General features: G+C 69.1%; 21 protein-coding genes and 1 pseudogene. 5 read left to right on the plus strand and 17 right to left on the minus strand.

The features are described from left to right. Nucleotides 1-25 precede the first annotated feature (25 nt). The 8 genes from OG395_RS04640 to OG395_RS04675 form a co-directional block, all read right to left on the minus strand. Nucleotides 26-541 (minus strand): hypothetical protein, encoded by a 516-nt coding sequence (locus OG395_RS04640; RefSeq protein ID WP_327241722.1) that lies wholly within the window; start codon nt 539-541, stop codon nt 26-28. Further along, nucleotides 534-2264 carry a type IV secretory system conjugative DNA transfer family protein gene (locus OG395_RS04645; RefSeq protein WP_327241723.1) on the minus strand — a complete coding sequence of 577 codons (1731 nt, stop codon included), beginning with the start codon at nt 2262-2264 and terminating at the stop codon, nt 534-536. Before OG395_RS04645 ends, OG395_RS04640 begins: the two co-directional genes overlap by 8 nt. After that, on the minus strand, nt 2264-3817 hold the full coding sequence (locus OG395_RS04650) for a type VI secretion protein (RefSeq protein ID WP_327241724.1): 1554 nt from the start codon (nt 3815-3817) through the stop codon (nt 2264-2266). Before OG395_RS04650 ends, OG395_RS04645 begins: the two co-directional genes overlap by 1 nt. Then, nucleotides 3817-5340, minus strand: coding sequence for an SCO6880 family protein (locus tag OG395_RS04655; RefSeq protein WP_327241725.1), 1524 nt, complete (start codon nt 5338-5340; stop codon nt 3817-3819). Before OG395_RS04655 ends, OG395_RS04650 begins: the two co-directional genes overlap by 1 nt. Nucleotides 5341-5343: 3 nt before the next feature. Continuing rightward, nucleotides 5344-7197, minus strand: coding sequence for a hypothetical protein (locus tag OG395_RS04660; RefSeq protein ID WP_327241726.1), 1854 nt, complete (start codon nt 7195-7197; stop codon nt 5344-5346). Then, nucleotides 7187-7768 (minus strand): hypothetical protein, encoded by a 582-nt coding sequence (locus OG395_RS04665; protein WP_326791558.1) that lies wholly within the window; start codon nt 7766-7768, stop codon nt 7187-7189. The genes OG395_RS04660 and OG395_RS04665 overlap by 11 nt, the downstream gene beginning before the upstream one ends. Before the next feature lie 215 nt (nt 7769-7983). Further along, nucleotides 7984-8322 carry a hypothetical protein gene (locus OG395_RS04670; protein ID WP_327241727.1) on the minus strand — a complete coding sequence of 113 codons (339 nt, stop codon included), beginning with the start codon at nt 8320-8322 and terminating at the stop codon, nt 7984-7986. Nucleotides 8323-8335: 13 nt separating this feature from the next. Then, a complete protein-coding gene (locus OG395_RS04675; RefSeq protein WP_327241728.1) occupies nt 8336-9235 on the minus strand; it encodes a hypothetical protein in 900 nt (299 codons plus the stop codon). Between the two features lie 299 nt (nt 9236-9534). On the opposite strand from OG395_RS04675, the gene OG395_RS04680 reads away from it, so the two are divergent. Continuing rightward, nucleotides 9535-10581, plus strand: a complete 1047-nt coding sequence (locus OG395_RS04680) for a C40 family peptidase (protein ID WP_327241729.1) — start codon at nt 9535-9537, stop codon at nt 10579-10581. Then, nucleotides 10578-11135 carry a hypothetical protein gene (locus OG395_RS04685; RefSeq protein WP_327241730.1) on the plus strand — a complete coding sequence of 186 codons (558 nt, stop codon included), beginning with the start codon at nt 10578-10580 and terminating at the stop codon, nt 11133-11135. Before OG395_RS04680 ends, OG395_RS04685 begins: the two co-directional genes overlap by 4 nt. Nucleotides 11136-11340: 205 nt before the next feature. Here the strand turns inward: OG395_RS04685 and mobF are convergent, their stop codons facing one another. The 4 genes and pseudogenes from mobF to OG395_RS04705 all read right to left on the minus strand — a co-directional run bounded on the left by mobF (nt 11341) and on the right by OG395_RS04705 (nt 18625). Continuing rightward, on the minus strand, nt 11341-15492 hold the full coding sequence (gene mobF, locus OG395_RS04690; RefSeq protein WP_327241731.1) for a MobF family relaxase: 4152 nt from the start codon (nt 15490-15492) through the stop codon (nt 11341-11343). Between the two features lie 216 nt (nt 15493-15708). Further along, nucleotides 15709-16086 (minus strand): annotated as a pseudogene (locus OG395_RS04695) (transposase); the annotation flags it as partial. A gap of 470 nt (nt 16087-16556) precedes the next feature. Beyond that, nucleotides 16557-17834, minus strand: coding sequence for an ISL3 family transposase (locus OG395_RS04700; protein WP_327241732.1), 1278 nt, complete (start codon nt 17832-17834; stop codon nt 16557-16559). Between the two features lie 440 nt (nt 17835-18274). Beyond that, entirely contained in the window at nt 18275-18625 is a 351-nt protein-coding gene (locus tag OG395_RS04705; RefSeq protein WP_327241733.1) for an integrase core domain-containing protein, read from the minus strand. Between the two features lie 47 nt (nt 18626-18672). On the opposite strand from OG395_RS04705, the gene OG395_RS04710 reads away from it, so the two are divergent. From OG395_RS04710 to OG395_RS04720, 3 genes are all read left to right on the plus strand, one after another. After that, a complete protein-coding gene (locus tag OG395_RS04710; RefSeq protein ID WP_266977827.1) occupies nt 18673-18930 on the plus strand; it encodes a DUF5372 family protein in 258 nt (85 codons plus the stop codon). Between the two features lie 174 nt (nt 18931-19104). Beyond that, entirely contained in the window at nt 19105-19608 is a 504-nt protein-coding gene (locus OG395_RS04715) for a helix-turn-helix domain-containing protein (RefSeq protein ID WP_266977828.1), read from the plus strand. Nucleotides 19609-19831: 223 nt separating this feature from the next. Beyond that, on the plus strand, nt 19832-20260 hold the full coding sequence (locus OG395_RS04720; RefSeq protein WP_327241734.1) for a YunG family protein: 429 nt from the start codon (nt 19832-19834) through the stop codon (nt 20258-20260). A 2-nt stretch (nt 20261-20262) separates the two neighbouring features. On the opposite strand, the gene OG395_RS04725 is transcribed toward OG395_RS04720, so the two are convergent. From OG395_RS04725 to OG395_RS04745, 5 genes are read right to left on the minus strand one after another with little or no spacing between them, the layout of a single operon-like run. Further along, nucleotides 20263-20817, minus strand: a complete 555-nt coding sequence (locus tag OG395_RS04725) for a hypothetical protein (protein WP_327241735.1) — start codon at nt 20815-20817, stop codon at nt 20263-20265. After that, on the minus strand, nt 20814-21509 hold the full coding sequence (locus OG395_RS04730; protein WP_327241736.1) for a TniQ family protein: 696 nt from the start codon (nt 21507-21509) through the stop codon (nt 20814-20816). Before OG395_RS04730 ends, OG395_RS04725 begins: the two co-directional genes overlap by 4 nt. After that, complete coding sequence (locus OG395_RS04735) at nt 21506-22522, minus strand: ATP-binding protein (protein WP_327249251.1); 1017 nt, start codon at nt 22520-22522, stop codon at nt 21506-21508. Before OG395_RS04735 ends, OG395_RS04730 begins: the two co-directional genes overlap by 4 nt. Further along, the gene (locus OG395_RS04740; protein ID WP_327241737.1) at nt 22522-24606 is read right to left on the minus strand and encodes a Mu transposase C-terminal domain-containing protein; all 2085 of its coding nucleotides are present in this window, start codon (nt 24604-24606) and stop codon (nt 22522-22524) included. The genes OG395_RS04735 and OG395_RS04740 overlap by 1 nt, the downstream gene beginning before the upstream one ends. Continuing rightward, nucleotides 24603-25355, minus strand: coding sequence for a TnsA-like heteromeric transposase endonuclease subunit (locus OG395_RS04745; RefSeq protein ID WP_442818512.1), 753 nt, complete (start codon nt 25353-25355; stop codon nt 24603-24605). The genes OG395_RS04740 and OG395_RS04745 overlap by 4 nt, the downstream gene beginning before the upstream one ends. Between the last annotated feature and the right edge of the window lie 65 nt (nt 25356-25420).

Below are 25420 nucleotides of genomic sequence, written 5' to 3' on the forward strand. Positions count from 1 at the left end.
CGGTCTCCGCGGCGCGACTGCGCCTCTACAGCGGCGCGTCCAGTTCGGCGGTGCGCCGGGCCAGTTCGGCGGCGGCCGGATGCGCGGCCGCCGTGGTGGTGGCCTCGGCGGTGACCAGGTACACCTCGAACGCCTCGTCGGCGTCGGGCGGTGGCGGCACCAGCGGCGGCGGGTCCTGGTGGCGGCCGCTGGCGCAGGCGGCCAGCTGCAGTCGGGGCGTGAAGTTGTGCAGGGTGTTGATCCAGTCGGCCTCGGCGAGCTCCCGCCCGGCTGCCTGCTCGCCTGCATAGGTACGCAGCCAGCCGGCGTACAGGGCGGTCAGGTGCTCGACGACGGGCGGGTGGCGGTACCAGCAGGGCGGGATGTTGTTGTGGAGCTCGAAGGTGCGGCGCAGCCAGTCGACCCAGATCGCGAGGTCACGCATCCGGGCACGCCGCTCGGGCGGGTCCATCGCCGCCCACACCCATCGTTGAGGCTCCTGCGTGGCAGCGGCCGGTGGTGTCGGCCACAGGGAGGCGGGGTTGTCGAGGGCGTCAGACACGGGTGCCGGCCTTCCCGGGTGCGGCGGGTTTGGTGAAGCTGACCGTCCCCGTCGGAGGAACGGGGGCGGTCAGCAGCTTCTTGAGATCCTTGTCGCGGAAGGTGAGCCGCATCCGGACCTTGATCGGGGGCTGGTTGGAGTACTGGGCAATCGCGGTGAAGTCGGGCAGCTGCTGCAGGGAGTGGACCGGGGCGAGGTCGGTCTCGGTGGCGGAGGTGTTGGTGGAGTACTCGCCGCGGGAGCGGCCGTGGGAGGTCCGCATGACTTCGGTGCGTCCGTACAGGCCGGAGAAGTAGCGCAGGGTCTCCAGGTCGCCGCAGCCGGGCAGCAGCATTCGCAGGCCGCTTGCGGAGAGTACGGTGTTGGCTTTCTGGGTGCCGAGCCGGTAGCGGAGCTGGGACAGGTCGTGCCACACCGTCAGGACGTCGATGCCCATGCCGCGCCCGGTGGTGAGGATGTTCGGCAGCCTCGGGTAGCGGAGCATGTTGCCGGCCTCGTCGACCATGACGCCCAGCGAGGGGTTCAGGGGCTTTCCGGTGGTGTTGTAGCGGACTTCGGCGCCGTGGATGATCGACGCGATGATCGAGGTCAGTAGCGGGGCGAAGCGTTCGGCGTCGGCTTCGGACGCGATGAGGCAGACGGTGCCGTTCTGGTCTAGGAGCTCCTCGACGGTGAAGTCGGTGCCTGAGCACGTTTCGCGGACTTCTTCGTCGGCGTAGACGCGGGCCAGCACGTTGAGGCTGAATTGGATGCTGCCGATGCCGTCTTCGTGGAGTCGTAGCCAGGGGGATGCGTAGTCGTCGGCTGCTTCGGTGTAGCCGTGCTGCAGCAGGACGGCGCGGACGTGGTCGACGGCGTCCTTGCCGAGGCCGAGCCAGCGGCGCATCGTGCTGACGCCGCCGCTGGAGAGGTTCGCGGCGAGCAGGACGCCCTTGAGGACGCTCTTGGCCTGGTCGATCCAGGGGGCGGCGCGCTTGTCGTCGCCGGAGGAGGAGGCTTCTGCCATCCACGCGGCCATCCGGTCGGCGGCCTTGGCGTCGGTGCAGTAGTCCACCGGGGACCACTTCTGTGTGGTGCGGCCGGGGATTCCCGCGGGGGCGATCACCCAGACCGGGCCGAAGTGGCGGCGGCGGGCGTAAATGATGTCCAGATCGGCGGCCTTGGTGGTCGTCACGACCAGGGGCCCCTGCCACTCGGCGGCGTTCGGCAGCACCAGCCCTGTCGTCTTCGACGATCCGGGCACCCCGAACACGGTGGCACTGATGTTGGGCTGGGCGGCCACGATCTTCTTGGTCCGCATCCCGCGCCCGGCGGTGATCCGGTTGGCGCGCCTGACCGGGTCCTGCGGTGCAGCAAGTTTTCGTTCCACCTTCGCGCCGCCCCACTGGGCGCCGCCGGTGCGGCCGCTGCGGTCGAGGAGGCTGACGGCTTTGACGGCCAGGGCGAGGACGGCGACGACCAGGAGGACGGCGAGCAGGTAGAACAGCCAGGCGGGCGGGGCCGGATCGTAAGCTGCGCCCGGGCCGCGTACGAGGGCGGTGAGGACGGTCGCGGGGATGCTGTCGGTGCGCGTCGCCCATCCGCGTCCGGACAGCAGGGAGGCGAGGGGTGCGGCCAGCAGCACCGCGCCGCCGACCGCGACCAGGGCGCCCGCGCCGTAGGCGGCGAGCAGGGTGTTGTCGTCCATGGCGGCGGTGGACGGGCCGCTCTTCTGCGTCGCCATCACACGACCATTCGCTCGTCGGTCTCGAACAGCTTCTGCTCGGTGTGGGAGAGGACGAGCTGGACGGCGTGGGAGCCGCCGCCGCGGCCTACCTTCCACAGGGCGCGGCCGCGTTGGCCGGCACCCCAGGAGCCGATCAGGTCGCATTCGGCGTCGGTGAGTCCGATTGCCTCGCGGGTGATCTGCAGCGGGCGGGTGTCCTGGGCGAGTTGGATGCGGGTCTCGCAGGAGGAGATGAGGTCCTTGGCGATTGCCACGGCCTCCGAGCCGGCCGCGCCGACGCTCTCGAAGTCGGACAGGCGGTGGGTGGCCAGGATCTGGATGGTGCCGGTCGCCCGGGAGAGCCTGAGGTCGGCGTCGATCTTGCGGACCATGGCCGCACCGCCGGAGCGCATCTGGCGCCACAGTTCGTCGCGTACGACGACCCACGGCCGCTGTCCGGGCCGGTCGATCGCCGCCTGTGCCCAGGAGGAGACGCAGGACAGCACCATGGCGACCGTCTCGTCGCCGTACTGCTCCAGGGCGGAGATGTCGACGGACTGGATGGGGGCCTCCCAGTCCAGTCCGATGGATGTCTCCTGGTCGAAGAGCCCACCCAGATGGCCGTTGACCATGGAGCCGAGTGCCGAGCGGATGGTGGCCATCTGCTCGCGGGCCCGCTGCACTTCGCCGTCGCGGACGCGGAGTTCTTGGGCCATCGCGTCGGTGGGGTCGCGCAGCTTGTCGTAGACCAGCGGCAGGGTGGGCACCGCGAGCCGGGTCTGCCCGTACAGCTCGCCGGTGACCTCTCGCACCGCGACGTCCAGGGCTTCTTCCTCCTGCGACTGCAGTGTCCGCTTGAGCTGGAGTTCCAGCAGGGCCTTGAGGAGGGTCAGGCGGCGGCGGTGGATTTCCTGCAGGCGGCTGCGGAGTTCGGCCGAGTCCGTGATCCGTTCGAGGCCCGCGCCGAGGGGTCCGGCATCCAGCGGGTTGAGGCGGCCGGGCAGGCCGGGGCCGAGCCGGACCGGCTCGACTCCCAGGTGGCGGCACAGCCCCGCGTACTCGCCCTTCACGTCGCCCGCGATCAGGGTGCGGTGCCCGAACGCCATCAGCCGGAAGCACAACGCCTTGATGTGCGCGCTCTTACCGCTGCCGGGGATGCCGGTGATCATGACGTTGGGGTTGGTGCACAGTCCTTCGCGGACCCAGACCGCCGGATGGGCGGAGAACGCCTGCGTGGTCAGGGTGTTGTGGCCGATGTACGCGCCGACCGGCGGCAGCGCCCCGGCGTGCAGGAACGGGTAGGCGCCGGCCGCGTTGCCGGTGTCGGCGCGCACCACCTCCGTGCGGGGCAGGGATGCGGACCGTCCCGCATACGGGTGCGACCACCCCTTGCGGGGAGCGATCCGCATCACCGTGTCGGCGTGTTCGAGCCGGCGGGCGGCGCGCTGCTCGGCCGCCGTCGGCCCGGCCGGAGCGGGGACGAGCGCCGTGTTGATGCCGGTGGCCTCGCCGATCCCGGCGGCGTCCAGCAGGGTGTCATCGCCTTGTCGGCGACGGGTGAGGAGGCCCATCAGAATCCCGTCCGTCGGTCCGGCAGCCCCAGGCCGAGCGGAAGCGCCCCCGCGGCGAACCCGACGTCCTGGGCGCCCCACATACGCCGCAGCTCCAGGCCGGCCGCTGCGGCGTCGGCCTGCATCTCCGCGCAGGCCGTCTCCAGCTCCTCCAGGTCGGTGACGGTCACCGACAGCACCGCGGTCATCCGCACCACGCCCTGGCCCGAGGCCCGGGCCATGTCCTGGGTGCGGGCGAGGTTGACCTCGCGGCGCTCGTCCTCGCTCTCGTCCCGGCCGGTCTTGGCCCGCAGGTACCGGGCCGAGGACCGCTTGCTCTTCTCCTTCGCGAGCTCCTGGCGGGCCCGGCGCGGGCCGAGCGGTTCGTAGACCAGGCTCATCGAGCGCCGGGCGTTGCGCCGGGGGCGCAGCAGCGGCTGCAGGAACGTCGCGTACACCTGGGCCTGCGGCCAGGTACGCACCTGATAGGTGACCGTCCAGGCCCCGTCGTGGCGGTAGGTGCCCCATCCGGTCTCGGCGGCCGCGGGCCCGGCGAGGTCCGGGTCGACGCCTTCTTCGGTGCCTTCCCATCCGGGTGTCCGGGCGGCGGCGTTGGCGGTGGCGAGGGCGACCTGGGCGTCGGGGTCGTACGCGGTGCGCACCGTTTGGGCCAGCCCCCGCGGGGAGAGCCATTCGACGACCTGCAGGCTCGCGGTGCTCAGTGCTCCGCCGAGCGCGTGGAGCTCGCGCACCAGGACGGCGGCGGCGCCGACCTGGCCGCCGCCGGCGCCCTTGATGGCGAGACGGGCCCGGGCCGCCGACAGGGTGATGGACAGGTACGTCTCCCGGGAGGTCGCCGCGGGACCGGCTCCTTCCATGACATCGGCCAGGGCGCTCACTGCTGCCGGCGGGGCGTCAGCGGTGATGTGCTGCGCGGTCCATGACCGCAGGGCGGCCCCGTCGTCGGGCAGGCACCGCTGGTGTACGGACAGGCGGGTGACGGGCGAGTCCTCGGTGCAGAACGTACGCATCAGCGCAGCCCAGGAGGAAACCCGGGCCGCCTGCTTGTCACTGTCCACCAGCGCAAGGCCGGGGAAGGAGACACGGGCAACCGCGGTGTACGTACCGGCCACCGGATCGTGCGCAACACCGAGAAACCCTCCCAGCCCGTCCGGGGCCTCGAGGATCCGCAGCCGGGCCAGGGTGCCGGGCAGATCCATCGGCTGGTGCCCGGTGCGGGCGGATCGGGGGGCGAACGGCCCGCTGAAGAAGATGTTCTGTTTTCTTGCCACGGCGATCTGATGCCTCACTGCCAGAAGGATCCATTCATCGGCGCTCAGCCCGCTCACCCGCCCGAAGGCAAGCAGAAGCAACAGCAGAGCCAGCGGCACGCACACGGCGGCCGCGGCCCAGCTGGACAGGTTGACGGGGGTGAGCAACAGCGCGCAGGCCACGGCGACCAAGGCGAAACCGGGCCCGGACAGCCGCCCCATGAAACCGGACTTCTCCGACTGCCATCCGCTGTAGGTGATGGGTTGTGTCATCGGCTATCCCTGAGTCGGAGGGCTGGGAGGCTGCACCGGCTGCCGTGGGATCTGTAGCGGGGAACTGTCGTCCGCTTCCTGCGGCTGTCCGGCGGAGGCGGAATGGCGCCGCTGCGCGATGACGACGTGACGGCCGCCAGCCGCACCGTGGTCGAGACCGGCGTGGCCCGCGGTGCTCGCCATGCCGGACTCGAGTGTGTCCTTGCCCGCGGCGAGGACCTGCAGGGGCAGGCCGACCGTGCCCATGACCCGGCGCCCGAAGGTCCGCCCGCTCGCGCTCCCCGCCCCGGTGCCGCTGCCCGCGCTCTGCATGGCATTGGAGCCGCTGGCTGAGGTCTGGGCGGTGTCCTGCTCCAAGGCTCGGGTGTAGGCGCTGCCGCCGCCGACCGCCCCGGCTCCGCCCATCTCGGGCCGGTAGCCGCCGCTCATCGATGCGGCGGACGAGCCAATCGAGCTCATGAGTCCGGACGCGATCGCGCTGCCGCCGCCGACGGTGGAGAACGTCATGAACTTCGCCAGGACGGGCCACGCGAAGCAGGCCAGGATAAAGATGACAAGACCGACGAACATGTTCTGCACGCCGTCGCCCTCGGACATGGCACCGAACCCGATCGCGAAGCAGAGCACGATCATCGGCTTCATCAGAATCAGCGCGATCAGCGCGTTCCTGGCCTTGGGCCACCATTCCTGCGTCGCGTCGGACATCTGCCCGGCCAGCACCACGGGCATGGTCGCCACCAGGATCATGATTCCGGCCTGCCGCAGCAGCACCTCGATCCACAGCGCGGCGATCGCCAGGATGCACACGACGCCGACCACGATGATCACGCCGACCGCCGCGGCCGCCACGCTCTCACCGGTAATGAGTGCCGTGCCCACGGTCGCCGCGCCGCCTCCGCCGGTAATCAGCCCGCCGAACAGGGTGCCCAGCTGCTGCTGCATCGCCTTGGTCGCATCGCCCGCGCCCGATCCGCCGCCGTGGAAGCTGTAGTTAATGATCCAGGTGGAAATGGCATCCGACCAGGTCAGAGCGGTCTGCGTGGCGATCACGTAGACCGACGAGATGATCCCCCACTTCGCCAGCCCTGTCACGGCGGTCGCCGCTGGCTCGCCTCGCTGACTGATCGCCACCTTCCCGAACTGCAGCAGCAGCAAGAACGTCGCGATCAGCAGGGAGAGGACCGTCATGATCCCCTTCGGCTTGCCGATGCCGGTCTTGGCCAGATCGATAGTGGACGATTCGTTGAAGACCTTCGCGAACTCCTCCAGCAGCCACACCACGGCCTTGCCGATGTAGCGGGCGGCCTCCTTCAGAGCGTTCGAGGCCATCTCCGAGATCTTCCCGGCCACCCACGTGAACGGGGTCTTCGCCTTGGGCGGGTACTTGTACGAGGCGTCCTGCTTGCAGTCCTCGAAGGCTCCGCCCTTGTCGATGCAGGCGGCGATGAACTTGTTCAGCTTCTCGTAGTTCGGGTCGTCGGACTTGTCCTTGTAGTCCTTGCGCCACTTCTCCAAGCGCCGCTTCTCGTACGCCAGGCGCTCTTCTTTGCTGCAGTTGGCGGCGCCACGTCCGTCGGCGCCTTCACAGATGTCACCGGTCACGCCCGGGTTAGGGATCTCCCCCGCATCGGCCGGGCTGCAGTCGTCGTCCTTGTACAGCAGGCAGTAGTGGTTCTTGCTGTCCAGGCCGACGTCGGCGTCCCATTCTTTGGGTGGGGGTTTGGGGGGTCCGTAGTCTTTGTGCGTCGCAAACGGGTCGTCCGCAGCGAGGGCAGCATGTGCGCCTAGCCCGCCGAGGCTGAAGCAGAACAGCAGCGTCAGAGCGCGCGCGGTTTGTGTGACGTGGTCAGTCCGCATGCCGCACCTGCACCCACCCGTCCCGGCTGGCGTATGGCGAGTCCGGGTCGTAGGCGACGGGGAAGGACCGCTTTTGCCAGTACTGAGGTTCGTTGGTGAGTTTCCACGCTCCGTTCTGCCACTTGACGATCAGGTCGGCTGTGTCGCCCTTGATCGGATCGTCGTCAGTTGCTTTCTCGGGCGTGGTTGCGTAGCGATCGAAGGACATCCACACCTGTACTACGTCACCCCGGGTCGCGCCTGGCAGTGTGATGGACGTCGGACGCGCGGCCTCGACGGTGGTGCTGATGGTGAGACCAGCGGGCGTACCACCGGAGGTCGGGAGATTGGCGGCCTCGCGTCCTTTGCGGATCTCGGAGATCTGCTCGTCGATGTAGCCGGTGGCGTCAGGTGAGACAACGGCCTCTAGCTGTTGACGGGCCTTCTGATCATCCAGCCAGGCGTACTCCTCCCAGAAGTAGACCGCAGCTGAGACGGCGCCCCGGGCGGTGTGGGGGAAGCCGGTCGAGACGCCGTCCTTTTGGCCAGTGGGTACGGAGAGAAGCAGCTTGTCCTTCTTCTCCGGCGTCATCGCCTGCCCATTCGAATCTGCGCCAGAGCCGGACGGGCCTGGTTTCGCGGTCGCCGTGTGGCCTGCCGTTCCCTTCGCTGAATCGTCGTTTCCGAGAAGGGAGTAGGCCGCGACTCCGCTGGCAATCAGTCCTACAGCGGCGAGTACGGCGAGCCCGGCGAGAGTGAGTCTGGCCTTCCGGGCGCCACGGTCGTGGGTGTCCATCTGCCGCCGCCTCACTTCGCCATGTTGTAGAACGCGAGGACGAGGCTGCTGGTCACACCGATACCTCCGGCCCCGAACAAGCTCCACAGCACGGACTGCTTGCCGCGGGCGGCCAGCTGTGCGCGTTCGCTGTTGTGGCCCACCGCCACCAGGAGCCATCCCAACAGTCCGCCGCCTACGGATGCTGCGAGACCGAGCCCGGCCGTCCAGGACAGGATCGTCTTGACCTGGGTGTTCACCGCGTCGGGAAGCTCCGGGCTGTATTTCGGGACAATCGGGCCCTTACCGTCGGCGAGTACGTGCAGGTCCGGGTCGGTGGCCAAGGTGTGCAGGATGGTCATCAAGGTCATAGCCGACACCTCGTCAAAGTGGTCTGGAAGCGGGGGAAACGACGGCGAGCGGCGCGGGGCACGGCGCTTCGGGAAGCGGCATGCCCCAGGTGGCGCCGGCCACTGTCAGGACTGCCTGGGCGAGCGAGTGGGCGGCCTGCCGGGTGCGTGAGCGCAGCCGGCATGCCGTCCGCAGCCCATGGGTGCGGATGTGCGGGTCGTGCGGGAGGTGCACCACGGCGGCGGTGCGGGAGGTCAGCATCGTCGCGCCTGCCCGGACGACGGCGGGCAGCCGTCCGTCGGTCTGTGCAACGAGTACGGCCACCGTGCGCTGCAGCGGCATACCGTCGGCGTGCAGTGCCATCACGGCCTGCTGCAGGGCCTGGACGCCGCTGGCGGTGGCGGCCGCGCACAGCACCGGTACCGCGTAGGGGAGTTCGCACCAGGCCCGGGTCTGTCCGATCCGCCCGGCGCAGCGTGCGTCAAGGATGTCGTGGGCGACGGGGTGTGTGGTGTCGGCGATGACGGCCTGCCATCCGCCGATGGCAGCCAGCTGGAGCCAGGCGGCAGGGTACTGCGGAAGCGCGAGCGGCGGACTGTGCCAGTCACGTCTGTCGGTCAGCACCTGCCAGCCCGCGCCCCGCCCGGCCGGCCGCCAGGCGGCCGCGGACTGGACCTCGGATCGGGTCAGCGGCCGGTCGGGCGGGAGCACAGCCAGGCCTCCGGCCTCCTGCCCGACCGTCCACGAGGGCCAGGGCGAGGACAGGCGCGGTGCGGTGTCCAGCACGACCGTGCCGGTCCCGGTCACCGTCATCGCTCCGGCGAGCAGATCGGCCACGGTGGAGCGCCCGCTGCCCCCGGTCGCTGCCATCACCGGCAGCACCAGACGGGATCCGGCAGGTAGCGCCATCAGCGCGCCTTCCCATTTGCCCACCCTTGCCCCCACACAGCAGATTCGATTCTTTGCGATGGCTAATCTAGCGCGCCGTCCATCGTTCACAAGCACCTCGGAACCATATCGCTTTGATGCGCGTAACAACTAAACATATTGTCAATCTGCGTCACATAGAGCTGTGATGGCATAGTGTTACGCATCATCACCCGAACCGAGCGCGGCCGGTTCTCAGTAGAACAGACCACGCAGCAGGATTCTTTTACGCAAATCTAGAGTGCAGGTCTAGGGGGACTGTGCGCGTCAAGCGATGGCTAGCCGTTGCCGTCGGCGGGGCGGTCATGACACCGGTCGCGTTCGGCATGGGAATCGTGCTGCTCATCGCGACGTTCGACGACGACAGGGCCGGGGGCAGCGTGGAGCCGACAGCGGGCAGCCTCAGGATCGGCACGGGAGGCGTCCCAGGCGAGTACGCGTCGATGGTCCTCAATGCCTCGGCGGACTGTGACCAAGGGCTGCCGCCGTCGATCCTGGCTGCCCAGCTGAAACAGGAATCGAACTTCAACCCGAGTGCTGAGTCTCCCGACGTCGGTGCGCAGGGCATCGCCCAGTTCATGCCGGATACCTGGCCGACGTGGGCCGTGGACGGAAACGACAACGGGACCAAGAGCGTCTGGGAACCCGCGGACGCCATCGCCGGGCAGGGGAAGTTCATGTGCAGCCTGCTCAAGAAGGGCAAGGCACACCCCCAGTACAACGGCTCACCCCTCGAACTCGCGCTCGCCGGCTACAACGCTGGCTGGGGCCGCGTCGACCAGTACCAGGGCGTTCCGGACGAGCAGTTCGCCAAAGGCCAGACATACAACTACGTCCAGATCATCATGGCTTCCGCCCGGCAGTTCACCGCCCCCGTGTCCAGCGAGGAGGTGGAACTGCCTGCCGGATACACTCTGTCCGCCGGAACACCGCCCAAGGTCCGCACCGCGGTGGCCTGGGCACTGCAGCAGAGGGGCGGCTGGTACCACCTCGGTGGCGACTGCACCAATGCCCACGGCCAGAGGTCTGCCCGCTGGTGCGACTGCTCGTCTCTGATGCAGCAGGCCTACCGGGCCGCCGGGGTCGCCATCCCCCGGGTCACCTACGACCAGGTCAACATCGGCGACCGGGTCAGTATCGACGACCCCAAGCCTGGGGACCTGGTGTTCAATCCGGGCAGCGACGGATCGGACGCGCGCCCGGGGCACGTCGGTATGTACATCGGCGACGGCAAGATCATCGAGGCGCCCCGCACCGGCGTGCGGACCCGGATCGTCTCGTACAGCAGCTGGCGCAACTCCACGAGCGCCATGACCCGAATCACCGAAGTCCGCCGGGTGGTGAATTGGTGACCCGCACAACCGAAGGGCGTAACGCCTTGCACGAGCACGAAGAGCTGTTCCGCCCCTGGGGCACCGTGACTCCGGCATTCTGGGGTGCCCCGGCACTCGCCCCCGCCGCGCAGACCGGCCCTCAGGCCCAGATTCCGGAAGTGCTGCGCGAGCGCCTGGCCGCCGTCGCCGCTGCGGCCACCGGCGGCGAGTTGCAGGACGCCGCATGGATGGCCTACCAGCTCGATATCGAAATTGCCGCCGAGTGTGGCGTCGAGCACCTGAACACCGTCCACATCCGGGAAGTCCGGGGACACATTGCTCACCTGATGGATGATCACGCCACCGCGCTGGGATGGTACCTGCACACCGCGCGCCTGCGGGCCACGATCCAAGGCCCTGGTCACCCCGACACCGAGGAAGCCACCCGACGCGTCTACGGCCTCTGGCGCACGGTCCCGGCCCATGACGCGCGCAGGCTCGGCAACGAACTCCTCGCCGCCGTCACCGACATCCACGGCCCAGAGGCGGCCGTCGCCCAGCGGACCCTCAAGAGGTTGCAGTCCCTCGACTAACCCATCACCTATTCCGCGCTACAGGGAAGTGCTCGGCCCAGGACAGCGGCCGGGCACACGGTAGCCCCGGGGGACGAGTGCTCTCCCGGGGGCCGGTTGCTGATGTCAGAGACCGATGCTGTCGGTGGCGGAGTATTCCCAGCGTTCGCCTTCGTCGGCCTTCTCCGCACTCAGCATGAGGTGCCTTTCCACGGAGCTGGAAGTGTCATAGCCCTCGGGACGGTCCGGAGCGGCTCTGTGCCGACGGCCGGTAGCCGGGCTCGTGCCGTACGGATGCGGCGGCCTGCTGCTGCTCGTGGAGGTGCCTGCCTCTGGTCTCTGCGGTGTGCAGCTCGCCGTACTTCTCTGCGATGGTCCGGCGCAGCGCTTGCTCCTCGACCATCAGCGCGGCATTTTCCCGGTAGATCGCTGCTGAGTTCCGGTACTTGGTGATCTGGCCGTGCAGGCGCGCAAGCTGCATGAGGTCGTTCGTGTCGACGCGCTGCGCGAACGCGGGCACGTGGGCCCGCATGGCAGCAAGCTTTCGGGCAGCGTTGTCGATGTTGCGGGGTGCGGGCTGGGTGGCGCCCATCTCCCGGAAGATGTCGGCGAACTCGCTGCTGCGGATGGTCTCCCACGCCTCGGTCTGGGCGGTGTTCGCCGCGGACGTGGCCCGGCTGTCCTCGCTCCATCCTGCGGCGCGCTGGACGCGGTAGCGCTCGGTCAGTTCCTGGTGTTCCTTCTTCGAGGTGCTGGCCAGCCAGAGCGCAAGGCGGCCCTTGCTGTTGTTGGCCTCCAGCCGTTCCAGTGCGGTGCTAGCTTCGCTCACCGCGGCCTGGGCGAGCGCCGCCTTGCCGAGTTCCTCGCGGGCGGTGCGGAGATGGTTGTCCGCATGGTCCAGTAGCACGATGGCGTCGGCGGCGCGGCGCTGGCCCTTGGTCTGTCCCTGGGCCTTTTCCTGGGTGAGCCGCTCGGCCAGGGCCCGGGCTTTCTCACCATCCTGCAGGGCACCCTCGTCGCAGGTCTCAGCCCGCTGCAGGACGTCGCCGGGCTTCCAGTGCAGGTCGGCGTCGGACGTCGTGCCGTAGGGGCGGTCCGTCCACGAGGGGATCGCCCGCATCGCGCGCTGGCGCTGAAACTCAGTCGGCTGCTGCTGCCGGTCCTCGCTCAGCTCCGGCACTGTCTCGTGATCCACGGCGTGTTCGGGCACCGGCTGCTCGCGGGGTACCGGCGCCCGGTGGGCCTGTTCCCGTTCCGCCTGTTCGACAGAGGGCGGCACCGCTCCTGCTGCGGGAGCCCGTTCGGCAGGCGGCCCGTGGACGACGGGCCGCTCCTGGGTGGCCTGCACGGGCAGCACGGCCGGGGCGGGCGGCTCGCGCAGCAGGTCGGAGATCATGCCGTCAGGCCGCGACTGTCCCAAGTAGTGGGCGAAGGCCCGGATGGCGCGCTGCAGGAGCTCCTTCTCGCTGCGGGCAGCTCCCAGGCGTGCCTGCGTCGTCTCGTCCTCCAGCACCGCCAGCGGTAGCCACAGATGGTTCTCGGATCGGGCCCGGGTGATGCCCGGGTAGGTCGCGAAGGCGTTCGCTCCGTGCCCGTACATCAGGGAGGTGTCCACGGTCATGCCCTGGCTCGCGGCGATCGTCATCGCGTAGCCGAGCGACAAGGCCCCGGAGGCAATCTGATCGGGGCTCAGCCAGGCCGACTCCTCTCGCGGTTTCCCGCTGCGGCCCTTGAGCCGCCAGCTGATCTGGACCCGGCGCTCGTCATCGATCGCGGTGACTACGGCGCGGTAGCCGTTGAGAAGGTCCGGGCCCTGCCCGCGGCGGGCACGGTAGTCGTTGGCGCGGACCCGTACAGCGTCGCCGACCGCGAGGGTGAGTTGATGACCGCCGGGCAGCGCGAAGGTGTGCTCGGCACCGAGCTCACCGGCGGCGCGGCGGATCTGCTGGGCCCCGGCGTTGAGGACATCGACGTCCGTGTTGCGGGCGGCGAGGACGACCATGCCCGCGATCAGGTCGTGCATGTCGGGCCAGCGGCCGCGCAGCTCGTCCCACGCGGTGAGGATCTGCGAGCGGGCCTCGTCCGCGCTGCTGGCGGCGTGGACCCGGCCGCCGGCGGCGAGCAGGTTCAGGGCCTGCTCGTGGTCGCCGGTCCGCCACACCTCCAGCGCCTGGCGCTCGGCAGCGTCCTCCTGACGGTAGTTCTCGGTGAGGGTGAGCCCGTGGACCAGGCGGTGCGCCTCGCGGAACCAGCCGCCCACCCCGATCGCCTGGAGCTGTAGGTGGTCGCCGATCCCGACGATTTTGGTACCGGTGCGGGCGGCCTCGGTCATCAGCAGGGCCGCGGACCGGTCGTCGACCATCGTCGCCTCATCGAGGACCAGGACGTCGATGCCGGCGAGGCCCTTGCCTCTGGTGATCCGCTCCAGCCAGGCCGCGACCGTGCGCGACGGGATCGCGGAGGCGCTGGCCAAGTTCTGGGCGGCGACCGCGCTCAGGCAGGCGCCCGCATACGTGGTGCCGGCAGCGTCCCAGCCGATCCGGCACGCCTCCATCAACGTCGACTTGCCCGCCCCGGCGATGCCGACCACCGTGTCGATGCCGTGCCCGGCGGTCAGCAGCCGGATGACCGCCTCGCGCTGCTGACCGGACAGCTCGTATCCAACGGCGCGCTGGTAGGTGGTGATCGCCCGCTCGGCCTCGTCCGGGCTCAGGACTGCGGTGCCCTGGTCGACCCGGGCCAGGACCTGGCGGGTGACGACGTCCTCTGCATCGAGGATGTCCTGGGTGGTGTAGCGGGCGGTGGACGACATCACGGTGGAGCCGAAGGCTGGCACCGGCACCGCGTAGCCCTCCACGGCCAGGACCTGGTCGGCGAGCTCGTCCAGCCGCCCCGGCCCGTCGTCGATGCCGTACTCCAACGCGTTCGCCAACGCGGCAAGGAGCTGGGCGCGGCTGAACGACTTCTCCGACCGTGTGAGGCCGGTGTCGGGGTCGAACACGATCGCGGCGAGGTCGGAGGGCGGCGGGGTTCGCGGGCCGTTGCCGGGACCCTCGATGCCCGGGCCGTCGCCTGGTCCGGGTGGTCTGGGGGCCGCGGCCGAGACCATCGCGTCGACGTCAACACCGAGGTCCTCGGCCCGCTGACGCCAGCTGTCCCGCATCGTCGTGGCGTCGACCGCGTGCTTGGCTCGCTTGGTCTGCAGCGAGACCGCGGCTTTCTCCTCCCGGCTGGCGCCGGCCCCGGCCATCGCGTCGACCAGGGCGGCCCGGCGCGAGAACTCATCGCGCACGTGCTCGGGGATCCCGACGATCTCCCAGGCGCCGGTCCGCTCATTCTGCTCACGCCGTACCCCGAACCGCTGGTACATCAGCGCACGCACCCGCGCCTTGAATAACCCATCGAGGGCGGAGGCGTGCCGGTGCAGGTCCTGACCCGAGTTCGCGATCGACCGCCACTGCCCGTCCTCGCACAACGCCATATTGGGGATCGTGACGTGCAGGTGCAGGTGCGGGTCACCAGGCTGTCCGTCGCCCATCGGCCGGGCCGCCTGGTGCTCGACCGACCAGGCCATCAACCCGCCGGTCGCGATCCTTACCGGCTGCCCGTCCTCGCTGCCGACCGCGTACCCGACCCACGATTCGAGCTGGGCAAACATGTCCCGCTTGGCCTGGTGGACCAGGCCGCGTAGCTCCCGTTCGTCCGGGCTGCCCATTAAGCCCTGCAGCACGCTGTCGGACTTGGGGAGATCCAGGACCAGGTCCCAGCCGCGGACCCGGTCATCGACCCGCACATCCTTGTGCGCCCACGCCTCCGCCAGCTCGCTCTCGCCGTAGACGTCGGCCAGGTCGATGCCGGCGGCCCGGGCCAGCTTGTGTAGGGTGCCGACCTGTATCCGGTGCATCTCACCGAGCCGGTGCACCATCCGCTGCTGGGTGGCGAGGACCTTCTGCTGCTTGGGCTTGCCCTCCAGCAGGTCGGCGGGCTCCACCTCCCGCTTCGCGGCCGCTGCCTCGATCGCCTCGGTCAACCGGGCGGTGGTCAGCTTCGCTTTCTCGTGCGCGCGGGCCGACGTGCGCGAGCGGATCAGCCGGGCCCCAGTCGCCGGGTGACACCCGTTCATCAACCGGCGGGCGGCGTCCTTGCCCTCCTCGTCCAGCACCGCCCCATCGACCAGACCGACCGTCGACAGGCCCGTGCCAATCCACACGAGCACGGCGTCGCCCTCGGTCCGCAGCCGGTGGTCGACCGCCTCGTCCCCGGCCCCCTTCAGCACAACGGTCTCGGCGGCTGGCGCCTCCGCTACCGAGCACCCGGCCTGCTCCCGCAGCCGGTACTCGACCTGCTCATCCGCCGTGATCCTCGTCAGCCACGCCACCGGCCGCCCCTCTTCCCTGTCACTCCGTCAGCCGGGCTTGTGCACTTGTGCGTTCCAGCTTCTCGGAGTTCCCCAACGATGGAACTCCCTTTGTCCATTCCTTCACTTTGATCACCAACCGGAACCCGTCGACTGTACGTTCAGAGCCATCACGTAGTGGACAGCAACACTGCTTGCATCGGGACGTTCAAGATGGCGTCATGACCGCTCCCGCTCGGGCGGACGTCCGTTCCCGCTGTATGGCTCGGTGATTGGCACGGCTTCGCCGGGCTGAGCCGACAACGTGGTGGAGATGCCCACGACGTAGTTGAGGCCGCGGGTCTGCAGGCCGAGGCGGAATGCAGCCGCATCGCCGTATCCGGCGTCCGCGATGGCCAGCGGCACCTCGATCCCCCACGAGCGGGTCGCATCCAGCATGTCGAGTGCGAGCTGCCACTTCTCCACATGCCCGATATCGTCGGGGATCTGGCACGCGGTGCGTCGGGCGACCTTGTCCGGGTCGGCCTTCGCGGACCCGGGCGCCCAGGTCTCAGGCAGGAACAGCCGCCAGTCGACCGCCGCCGAGGCATGATCCAAGGCCAGGTGCAGCGAGACAGTGCTTGAAGCTGGTGCGCTGGTAGCCGTCACGGGACTCGGCGGCGAGCGGCAGCTACTGAATCCCGTCCGCGAGCGTTAGCACGTCGGCGCGGGCGTGGGCCGGAGTGGCGGCGAGCAACGGCAGGACAGTGAGTGCAGCGGCGGCGAAGCCCTGCACCGTCTTGGTGATCATGCGCTTTCGGTACCGACTGCGAACCCCCGGCCTGCGCCGAACCGCTGTGTCGTCACCCGGCCGAGGGGAAAGTCGTACCGGCGCAGCACAGCCTGGCGCGCCGCTGGCCAATGCCGCGGCAGCCGGCCAGGGGACGCAGGACATCCGGCCAAACAGATTCTGAGTCAATTCTGGCCGTGTTGCCTTCGCCCGTTACCCGTTACGCACGGTAGAGAGATGCAAGGGCTTCAGCTCCAGCGCATAGCCCGATCAGGTCATCAAGGAAATAGGGCTCTCCTGTCGCTTCCGTGGGTGGTCAGTTCGTGAGTTGACGGCCTGGTAGCTGGGGTCGGTGGCCGCCGAGGCTGAGCATCGCGAGGGCGATGAGGGACTTGGGGTCCTTGAAGCCGAAGGCGATGCGGGTGATCAGTCGGATTTTGGTGTTCATGGACTCGACCAGGCCGTTGCTCAGCCCGTGCTCGGCGGCGGCGGTGATGGCGTCGAAGTGTCTGACGATGCTGCGCTGCAGCTCGACGAAGGCGGCTATTCGTGAGCGGCGGGCCCAGAGCACCCAGTCCCACAGCGCCCCGGTGGTGTCGGGGCCCTGTTTGAGGGCGGTGCGCAGACCTTCCTTGAGCAAGTACGCCCGGTGGAGCAGCGGGTGAGCGTTGGCGATGAAGAGCAGTTGGGCCCGCTGCCCGGCCGTGAGGTCCTCGGGGTTCTTCCACAGCGCGAAGCGGGCCTTCTTCAGGGACTTCGAGCCTCGGGTGGATCTGCCCTTGCCTCCGCGCTCGGCGTTCCACACCTGACGGCGCACGACGTCCAGGGCGTCGGTGGTCCACTGAACGACGTGAAACGGGTCCATCACCCGTACCGCCTGCGGGCAGCGCTCGGCGACCACCGTGGAGATCCAGTCGGCCGCATCCGCGGACACGTGGGTGAGCTTCGCGGCGCGCTCGTTCCCCAGGGCGTCGAAGAACTTACGCAGGGTGGCCTTGTCCCGGCCGGCCTCAGCCCGGACCAGACGCCCGGAGTCGTGATCCACCACGACGGTCAGGTACTTGTGGCGCTTCTTGTAGCTGATCTCGTCAATACCGATCCGTCGTAGCCCGGCGAACAGGTCCACCGACTTCTCGACGTCCGCCCAGACCCGGGCGACGATGTTGCCCACCGTGCGCCAACCGGTCCGCATGAGCTGGGTGACGGACGTCTTGGAACAGCAGGTCGCCAGCCAGGCCACCTGCGCGTCGAACGCCAGGGTATGTCCGGCGCCGTGCCTCGCCCAGGGAACCGAGGCGACCACTATGCCGTGCTCGGGGCAGGAGACCCGGGGCGCGTCGGCCTCGAGGAATGCCTGGATGACGCCCAGGTCCAGGGCCCGCCAGCGGCGGCGTCCCTCACCAGCGTCGTACTTCGCCACCTTGCGCCGACAGATCCCGCACCGCTCCCTGTGGCCCTTCGCCGGTCGGACATGCGCCACGATCACCAGCTCACCCCGGACACCGCCCTCGGGGTCTGCCTCCTCGGCCTCGACCTGCTCGATCAGCGTCTTTTCGACACCGAGCAACCGAACCCATATCCTCTTACTTTGCACGCCGTATCCAGGTTTATTCGTTTCGTACCTTCAGCAGTCGAAACGTACCCCGGGTACGGCGTGTTCTGCGTATCAGCCCTGGTCAACGAACCACGGATGCGACAGGAGAGCCGGAAATAGTTCATCGCGGCCATGGTTGCCCCGTCTCTGCCGTCGTCCGTTTGCTGAGCTCGCGGCTTCCAGGGGTTACGACCCTCCATAAAGAGCCACCTGGCGGCCTGCCGCACATCAGATGCCCTGTTCTGCGCCAGCCAGGGCAACCCGGAGTCGGTGACGCGCGGACGGACCTCCTCGTCCAGAATGCGACACTGGGACGTTACGCGTGTCTGCCACTTGCGCATCGTCGTCCACTGCGATGTGTACCGACGCATACTGGAGAAGTTGTCAATCGGCCTGCGTGCGGAACGGTGGATTTCAAGTCCAGTGAGACGTTTGTGTGGCTATGAGATCTGTGGTGTGGTTTCCCTGCGCTTGGCGGGGTCGTTGATCCACGCTTGCTGGGGTATCTCGGGCGGTGTGGGGCGGCGACCGAAGCGTTCGGGGTGGCGGGCGAACGCTTCGGCGAGCGTGACGGCTCTCTGGTCGCGGACCTCCTCGGCGGTGCCGAAGTGGACGCTGGCGGGCGTGTGCCATCCAATGCCCGAGTGCCGGTGCTCGTGGTTGTAGTACGCGATGAACGCGTCGAACCAATCACGGGCGTGGGCCAGGGAATCGAACCGCTCGGGGTAGTCGGACATGTACTTGGTGGTCTTGAAATGGGCCTCGCTGTAGGGGTTGGCGTGATCCGTCAACTGCAAGTGATCCCGACTCTGGAGACGGAGGTCAGGGGCGGGTGCGGGTGACGCATCCGTTCCATCCCCTGGCGGGGCTGGAGTTGGAGTTCATCGAGCGTCGGCAGTGCTGGCGTGGGGACCGGGTGTACTACTTCGACGAGGTGGGCGGCCGGTCGAAGATCCCGACGGAGTGGACGTCGGTGGCGCCGGTGGACGCGTTCGTGGTCGCCGCCGAGGGTTCGTGTCCGTTCCGGACGCAGGATCTGGTGGAGCTGGCCGGGTTGATCGACCGGCTGCGGGGTGTCGGGGAGATCACGTCGTGAGCGTCGTGGTGTTCGTGCCGTGGCTCGGGGAGCTCGCCGGTCCGGATGGGGGCGCGTTCTTCGCCGGGGTATGCGCTGGCCTGCTTCTTTCACTCCTCGTGGTATCGGCCTGGGGGTTGGCCGGGCCCGGTGGCGCCGGAATCCTGGTGACAGGCATCGGGAGAGGAGGCGGGCATGGCGACGAGGGTGGTCGATCCGGCGAAGGTGCGGGCCCTGGAGGAGTCCCGGACGCTCAACCCGCGGCCCGAGCAGGTGGTGGACGAGGCGTTCATCAACTCGCCGTTCCTGGATCCGTACGATCTGGTGCAGGTCAAGTACGAGATGGTGCGCCGGGTGCGGGTGGACAAGGTGCCCGTGGCGCGGGCGGCGCCCGCGTTCGGGTTCTGCCGGCAGTCTTTCTATGCGATCGCCGCCGCGCTGGACGCGGGCGGCCCGGCGGCTCTGGCGCCGGGCAAGCCCGGCCCGAAGGGCCCCAGCAAGCTGACCGGGCCGGTCATGGAACACCTCGAGGCCCTGCTGGAGACCAACCCCGGGCTGAAGGCGCCGGCCTTGGCGGTCGTGGTGGCCGAGTCGTTCGGGATCACCGTGCACCCGCGGTCCGTCGAGCGGGCCCTGGCCCGCAGGCGCGAGGCCCGGGCCCACGGCCAGGAGGAGAACATACGAGGCGCCGACCGCTGAGGCGGACGGCGGGACAAGGACCTCGGAGGAGTACGAGCGGCTGCGGTCCGCGGTCGTTCACGGTCACGGCGGTGGATGGCGGCACGGTTTCGCGGTGCTGGCCCGCTCGGGCATGGCCGCCTGGAGTCGCGTGACCTCTGACAGCGAAGATTGACCCTTTGTCATCGAAGTTTGACCACATCAGGTCCGGCCGTTGTCAGTGCTCGCTGGCAGGATCACCGGCATGACACCGTTGCTTCTCGCCGACATCGAACGAGCCGTTCGCAGCAGCTGGAGTGCCGAGACGTGCACCCCTGAGTTCCGATCACGCTGGACCAAGGACAACCCGGCCCGCGACCAGTGCGGGGTGACCGCCATGGTGCTCAATGACCTGCTGGGAGGCGAGCTGATCCGGGGAGAGGTCCACGTCAACGGAGAGCGCGTGGACTACCACTGGTGGAACCGCCTGGGCATGGGCATTGAGATCGACCTCACCCGCGAACAGTTTGGGCCGGACGAGTCCGTCACCGGAGGCATCGTCATTCCCCGCCCACCCGTAACCGAGTGGCGCAGGCTCCGTGAGGAGTACGAGCTTCTCCGTGACCGTGTCATGGAGAAGCTCAACCCACGGCGGACAACGGCCTCTGCTGCCGCGTCTGGTCAACCGGCCTGAAATCACCGGCTGAGCATGTTGTTCAGCATGGTCAGGTTGTGATCGTCGAGCGAGGCCAGAAGCGCGATGGGGTCGGGGGTGCGGCGCATGGGTTCGCGTGGTTTCTGGTGCTGGAGGGCGATGCGGACGATGCGTCGGTCGAGTCCGTAGCGGGCGGTGAGCTGGTGCCGGTGGACTCCGTCCTGGAAAGCGTCGAACAACAACGTGACGAGGTTGAGCCTGACCGAGGAGTCGGTGATCCGGCCGTCGAGCGCCGTGGAGAAGATGCAGCGCCGATCGGGGTCTGTCTCGACGCGCCCCGGGGCGTCTGGAAGCGTTCGCCGCAGGTCGGTGACGGATCGTCCGGTGACCTGGGCCAGGAGGTCGAGGTCCAGGGCTCCGTGACTGCCGGGGCGGCAAAGGATCCTGAGCAGGTATTTGTGGGGCAGGTGGTTCGCGAGGGCGAGGCGGCGGATGAAGGATGCTGTCCCTTCGCCGAGGCGGGGTTTCACCTGGATGGGCAGGCGGGCAAGCCGGGTGGGCCGCAAGGAGACCGCACCTGTTCGTGGATCGGTCATGAACTGATCAGGCTGTCGCGGGCGGGGACGTTATTCCGTACGTTCTTGCGCCGCCGGAAGGCCCTCTGGCGGCAGGCGGCGGAGCAGTAGCGGCGGGCTCCTGTCCGTCCGGGGTCGATGGGAGTCCCGCAGTGCTGGCAGCCGGCCGTGGGCCGCGCCTCGGAGAGGACAGGCACCAGCACAGCGACGGCGGGCTCGTCGGGGAGTTGGAGGTGTGCCCGGTGGCGGCAACGGGATGAACACCAACGGCGGGCTTCTCCCTGTGCTGTCGAGGCGATGGGTCTCGCACAGAACTCGCAGGCCAGTGGCTGTGGGTGAGGGGCCTGGTCCGTGCGGTGGCGTCTGCGGTGGGCCCGCTGACGGCAGCGGGCGGAGCAGTGCTGTCGGGGGCTGCGGGCGCCGGGCTTGGTCGCGGGCAGCGGCGCGTCGCACTCACCGCAGGTGCCGCGGGTTCCTTCCAGGGTGTCCCGGAGGGCGGAGGGGTCCCGGCCGGTCGCGGCGCCGAGACGGCTGAAGCTGGGGGCGCCTTTGTGGTGGGGCGGTTCGCAGAGGTAGTCCCGCAGGTAGGCGGCCTTGAGGTGGTTGGCGTGGGCGAGGCGGACGATGAAGGATTCGGTGCCTTCGCGCGGGAGGGGACGGATCTGGACGGGCAGCCGGGTCACCGAGGGGTCGGGGGCGAGGTTGAGGTTCACCGGGCCGCCCCGGGCTTGCGGGTCTTGGGTTCTTGGGCTGCGAAGTCCAGAGGTATTGCTTCCAGTCCGTTCTGGGTGATCTTCTCGGTGCCGGTGAGGATCGCGTCGATCGCGGCGCCGCGGACGAGGTGGGACAGGGCGCCGATCATGCCGCCTGTGCGGTCGTGGAGGTAGCGGTCGAGCGCGGCCAGGCTGCCGGCCGAGTGCTGGTGCAGCAGCAGGGTGTCTTCCATCTGCGCGGCCAGGCCCTTCCATTCCCGGTTGTAGGGGAAGGGGTGGGTGGGGATGAGGGTGAAGCGTCCGGCGATCTGTGCGCCGCGGGTGCCGGACAGCAGCGTGCTGCCCTCGATGTCGATGCCCGCGTAGATGAACGTCGCCGGTATCCGCTCCGAGAAGTACTTCAGGGTGTCGGCGACTTCAGCGCCGTTGCGGCTGGTCAACGAGATGTTGTGGAGCTCGTCGACCAAAACCAGGCCGCTGCGGGCGTCCGTGCAGACGCCGACGACGGCCTCGATGATGTCGGTGATGTTGAACCGGGGCCTCACGGGCAGCCCGAGGAAGCGGGCGAACTCGGCCGCGATCATGCGGGCCGTCGCGGCGGGCGGGACGGTGATGTAGAGGACCGGGATCCGGTCCTGGGCGTGCGGATGGCGGGACCGGTCGAGGAGTTCATGCGCGAGACCGAGCTGGGTGATCGCGATCGTCTTCCCGGTCCCGGCGGGCCCGGAGACGATCAGCCCGCGGCGTGCGCTGATCGCGTGCCGGTTGAGGACGACCAGGCGGCGGCCGGTGGCGACGGTGTGCCGGACGGTGGAGGTGGCCACCACCAGCAGACGGGCGTGATGATCGAGGCGGGCCTCGTCGTAGAGGTACTTGTCCGGCGCGGACAGCGCGGCGTACTCGGCCGCGGTCAGCAGCGCCGGAGGCTCTGGGGGGTCAACGGCGAACTGGCGCCAGCCGGTCAGCGTGGTCAGGTGCCGCCCGGTGTCCTCGGTCGTGGTATCCGGCAGCATCACGTGCGTCTCCAGGGGTCTTCGCGCGGATCGAACAGGCCCAGCGGGATCACCTCGGCCAGCGTCTCCTCCGCCTCGGCCGACTCATCCGGCTCGTTGGTGGAGGGGTGCGGTGCAGGTTCGGGGCGAGGAGTGGGGACCGAGGGTCCGGCGGCCTTGGTGCGGGCGGTCACCCGCCGGTCCCGCTTGCTGGACCTGACCGGCTTCGCCGGCCTGTCCGCGGGTTCCGGACCGGCGTGGGCTCGGGTGAGCAGGTCGGCGACCGCGTCGGCGATCTCGGTCTCGGTGGCGCCGGGCAGCTGGTGGCTGACGTGGTCCCAGGCCAGGTCACCGAAGGGCACCGGGGCCCGGTTCAGGTGTTTCCAGGTGGCCTGGACCCACGAGTTGTCGCCGCGGTGGTCGCGTACCCAGATCCGGGAGACGTCGTAGGGGTCGCGGTGGATCTCCCAAAGGCCCCGCTTGGCCTGGACGCCGGAGTGCCGACGGCGCATCGGGCCGAGCTCCGGGCTGTCGTAGGTGCGGTTCTTGATCCGGATGCCGTAGTCGTTGACCACCCGCCAGTCCGCGGGCAGCAGTTCGACGTAGTCGTCCCCGCTGAGCGCGACCGGAACGTAGCCGCAGATCTCGACCAGCGTGGCGTACTTCTCGTTCGGGGTGAACAGCCGCCCCGGATGCGAGGGGTCACGCAGACCGTCGTGTTTGCGATTTTGCCACTTCGCGACGATCCACTCGTCCAAGTACTCCTGCAACTCCAACAGGGACCAAAGACGTTCGCATTCCAGATGCCGTCCGCGATGGTCGGTGGAGCGGCCGGTGTATCCCGGCAGGAACTGCGCGAAAAGCGTGGCCACGGAACCGAGAGTCGACTCGATGTGCCCCTTCTCGAAGCCCGCCGCCTTATGGGTCGGCTGCACGTCGATCTCCAGGAACCTGCAGGACGACTGGAAGTTCCGGGAGATGAACGCCTTCCCGTGATCGCAGACGATCATCTCCGGGACGATCACCGGACGTGCGGCGGCGTGCGCCAGGCGCTCGTCCAGGTCCAGCAGCCTGCGGTGCGGCAGCACCGAGCGGGACATCTTCAGCGCGTCGACCCAGCCCGGCCGCATCAGCTCGGGGGTGACGGTGCGGGCCAGCAGGACGCTGGCGTCAACAGCCTTGGTGCTCGGCCGCAGCACGGCCGCGGTCAGCGTCCTCGTGGCCACGTCGATCATGGCGGTGAGTTCGACTCTCCCCGTCACTCCGTTGTCCAGGAGGACCAGCACGTCCAGTGGGGTTGAGTCGATCTGCATGACCTCGCCGGGCGCGAAGGCGGGCAGTTCACCGAACGGCGCAGTCGCCCCGTGGGCCTTGGAGCGGCGGTTGGCGGCCGTTCCGAAGGTGTGGGTGCCCGAGGTCAGCTTGGCCAGCAGCCGGTAGAGCGTGCGCTCGGAGGGCAGCTCGACACCCCGCCCCTCCGGGGATTCCTTGAGGATCTCGCCGGTCTTCCAGAGGATGAACGCTCCGTTGCGGGTCGAGGCGTCGACCCCCTTGGCGATCGCCTGCCGCATGGCCGCGACAATCCGCTCGTCGACCGAGCCGAACTCGGCCTGCTTGCGGACCGGCCGATGGTCGGCCAGCCCCAACACTCCCTCGGCCTGGTAGCGGCGGCGACGGTGCGCGACCGTACTCGCCGAGACCTTGTGGCCCATCAAGGTCAGCTCGGCGGCCTTGGCCTTCTGCCGGGTAGTCAGTGACCGGTCCGGGCCGTACTCGGGTCGCGGCACCGCGTCCTCACCCGCATCCGGGGGCAAGCCGTGCAGCACTTCGAGGATGTGCCCCTCCCACCACAGGGCCCTCTCGACGACCTGCGGGGGAAACGTCTCCAGCAGCGACGCGGCCGGCAGCGGCATACGAACCGGGCTGTCGACCACCGTGAAGTCGGCCTCCGCGAGCATGTCGGCCAGTGCCACCTCGTGAGGGTCCCCGCCGGAGTCGGTCAGGGTCACCGTCTTCGTGGCCACGGCGACCACCCCGCGGACCTGACCGCCGAAGCGGACCCAGGAACCGACCGCGATGCCCGCCGGCCGTCGCAACGTACTCAACGCAGCCGCCTCTCCGACCAGACCAGACTCTCGGTCTGGAGCAGTCCGCTCTCCAGATCCGCGACCAGAATCCCCGACCACAACAGGTGGAACAACACCGGCAGCACCAGCAGCCGGTCCCCGGCCTGGGCGGCCCCAGCCAACAACGGAGTCGGCTCCGCGAAGATCTCCGTCAACCGGTCGGCGACATCGCGGCGACGGCCGCAGCGGCGCCTGCGATAGCGCGACAGCCACCGGACGTTGGCCATCAGCACCGGATCGGGCACCCCGACGTGGGAAAACTCCCAGCCCACCGCCCGGCAAGCCACCCTGGTCCCGGCGAACAACTCCGCCGTCGCCTCGTCCATTCGGTCACCGGCACGGACATCCACTACCCGGGCACGGCCGTCCGCGAGCCGTACGAAGTAGTCCGGAGCGTGACGGCGCACGCGTTTGCCCTCGTGCCAGTGCAGCCAGAACGGCTGCGAGGCGATCCCGACCACGTCCGGATCCCGGTCCAGCAAGATCAGCCGGTCTCGCTCCAGCCACGACTCGTAGCCGACATGGCCGCCCACGGTCACCGAGTAGTACCACCCCGCGAAGCCCTCGGCATCCATTGCCCAGCGGAAGGTGCGGACGGGCTCTCCCACCTCGAACCGTGTACTCCAGGCCCGCCCCAACGGCTCCCGCCGACGCACTCCCGAATCGAAAAAGTCCAGCTCAAAGGCCGATAACGCGGCGTCGCCGTACGAAAGCGCCGGTGCCCCCACCGTTCCCCCAGACCATCAGCACCCCACCAGTCAAACTTCGATGGCAGGAACCTACTGGTAGTCAA

Source organism: Streptomyces sp. NBC_01320 (assembly GCF_035974375.1).
In the GTDB taxonomy this organism is placed as follows: Bacteria; Actinomycetota; Actinomycetes; order Streptomycetales; family Streptomycetaceae; genus Streptomyces; species Streptomyces yanii.

Bases quoted from the DNA above. Each gene is read 5' to 3' on its own strand.
- OG395_RS04645 (WP_327241723.1), bottom strand. From the start codon at position 2,264: ATGGCGACGCAGAAGAGCGGCCCGTCCACCGCCGCCATGGACGACAAC.
- OG395_RS04650 (WP_327241724.1), bottom strand. From the start codon at position 3,817: ATGGGCCTCCTCACCCGTCGCCGACAAGGCGATGACACCCTGCTGGAC.
- OG395_RS04655 (WP_327241725.1), bottom strand. From the start codon at position 5,340: ATGACACAACCCATCACCTACAGCGGATGGCAGTCGGAGAAGTCCGGT.
- OG395_RS04660 (WP_327241726.1), bottom strand. From the start codon at position 7,197: ATGCGGACTGACCACGTCACACAAACCGCGCGCGCTCTGACGCTGCTG.
- OG395_RS04665 (WP_326791558.1), bottom strand. From the start codon at position 7,768: ATGACGCCGGAGAAGAAGGACAAGCTGCTTCTCTCCGTACCCACTGGC.
- OG395_RS04670 (WP_327241727.1), bottom strand. From the start codon at position 8,322: ATGACCTTGATGACCATCCTGCACACCTTGGCCACCGACCCGGACCTG.
- OG395_RS04680 (WP_327241729.1), top strand. From the start codon at position 9,535: ATGACACCGGTCGCGTTCGGCATGGGAATCGTGCTGCTCATCGCGACG.
- OG395_RS04715 (WP_266977828.1), top strand. From the start codon at position 19,105: ATGGCGACGAGGGTGGTCGATCCGGCGAAGGTGCGGGCCCTGGAGGAG.
- OG395_RS04720 (WP_327241734.1), top strand. From the start codon at position 19,832: ATGACACCGTTGCTTCTCGCCGACATCGAACGAGCCGTTCGCAGCAGC.
- OG395_RS04725 (WP_327241735.1), bottom strand. From the start codon at position 20,817: ATGACCGATCCACGAACAGGTGCGGTCTCCTTGCGGCCCACCCGGCTT.
- OG395_RS04735 (WP_327249251.1), bottom strand. From the start codon at position 22,522: ATGCTGCCGGATACCACGACCGAGGACACCGGGCGGCACCTGACCACG.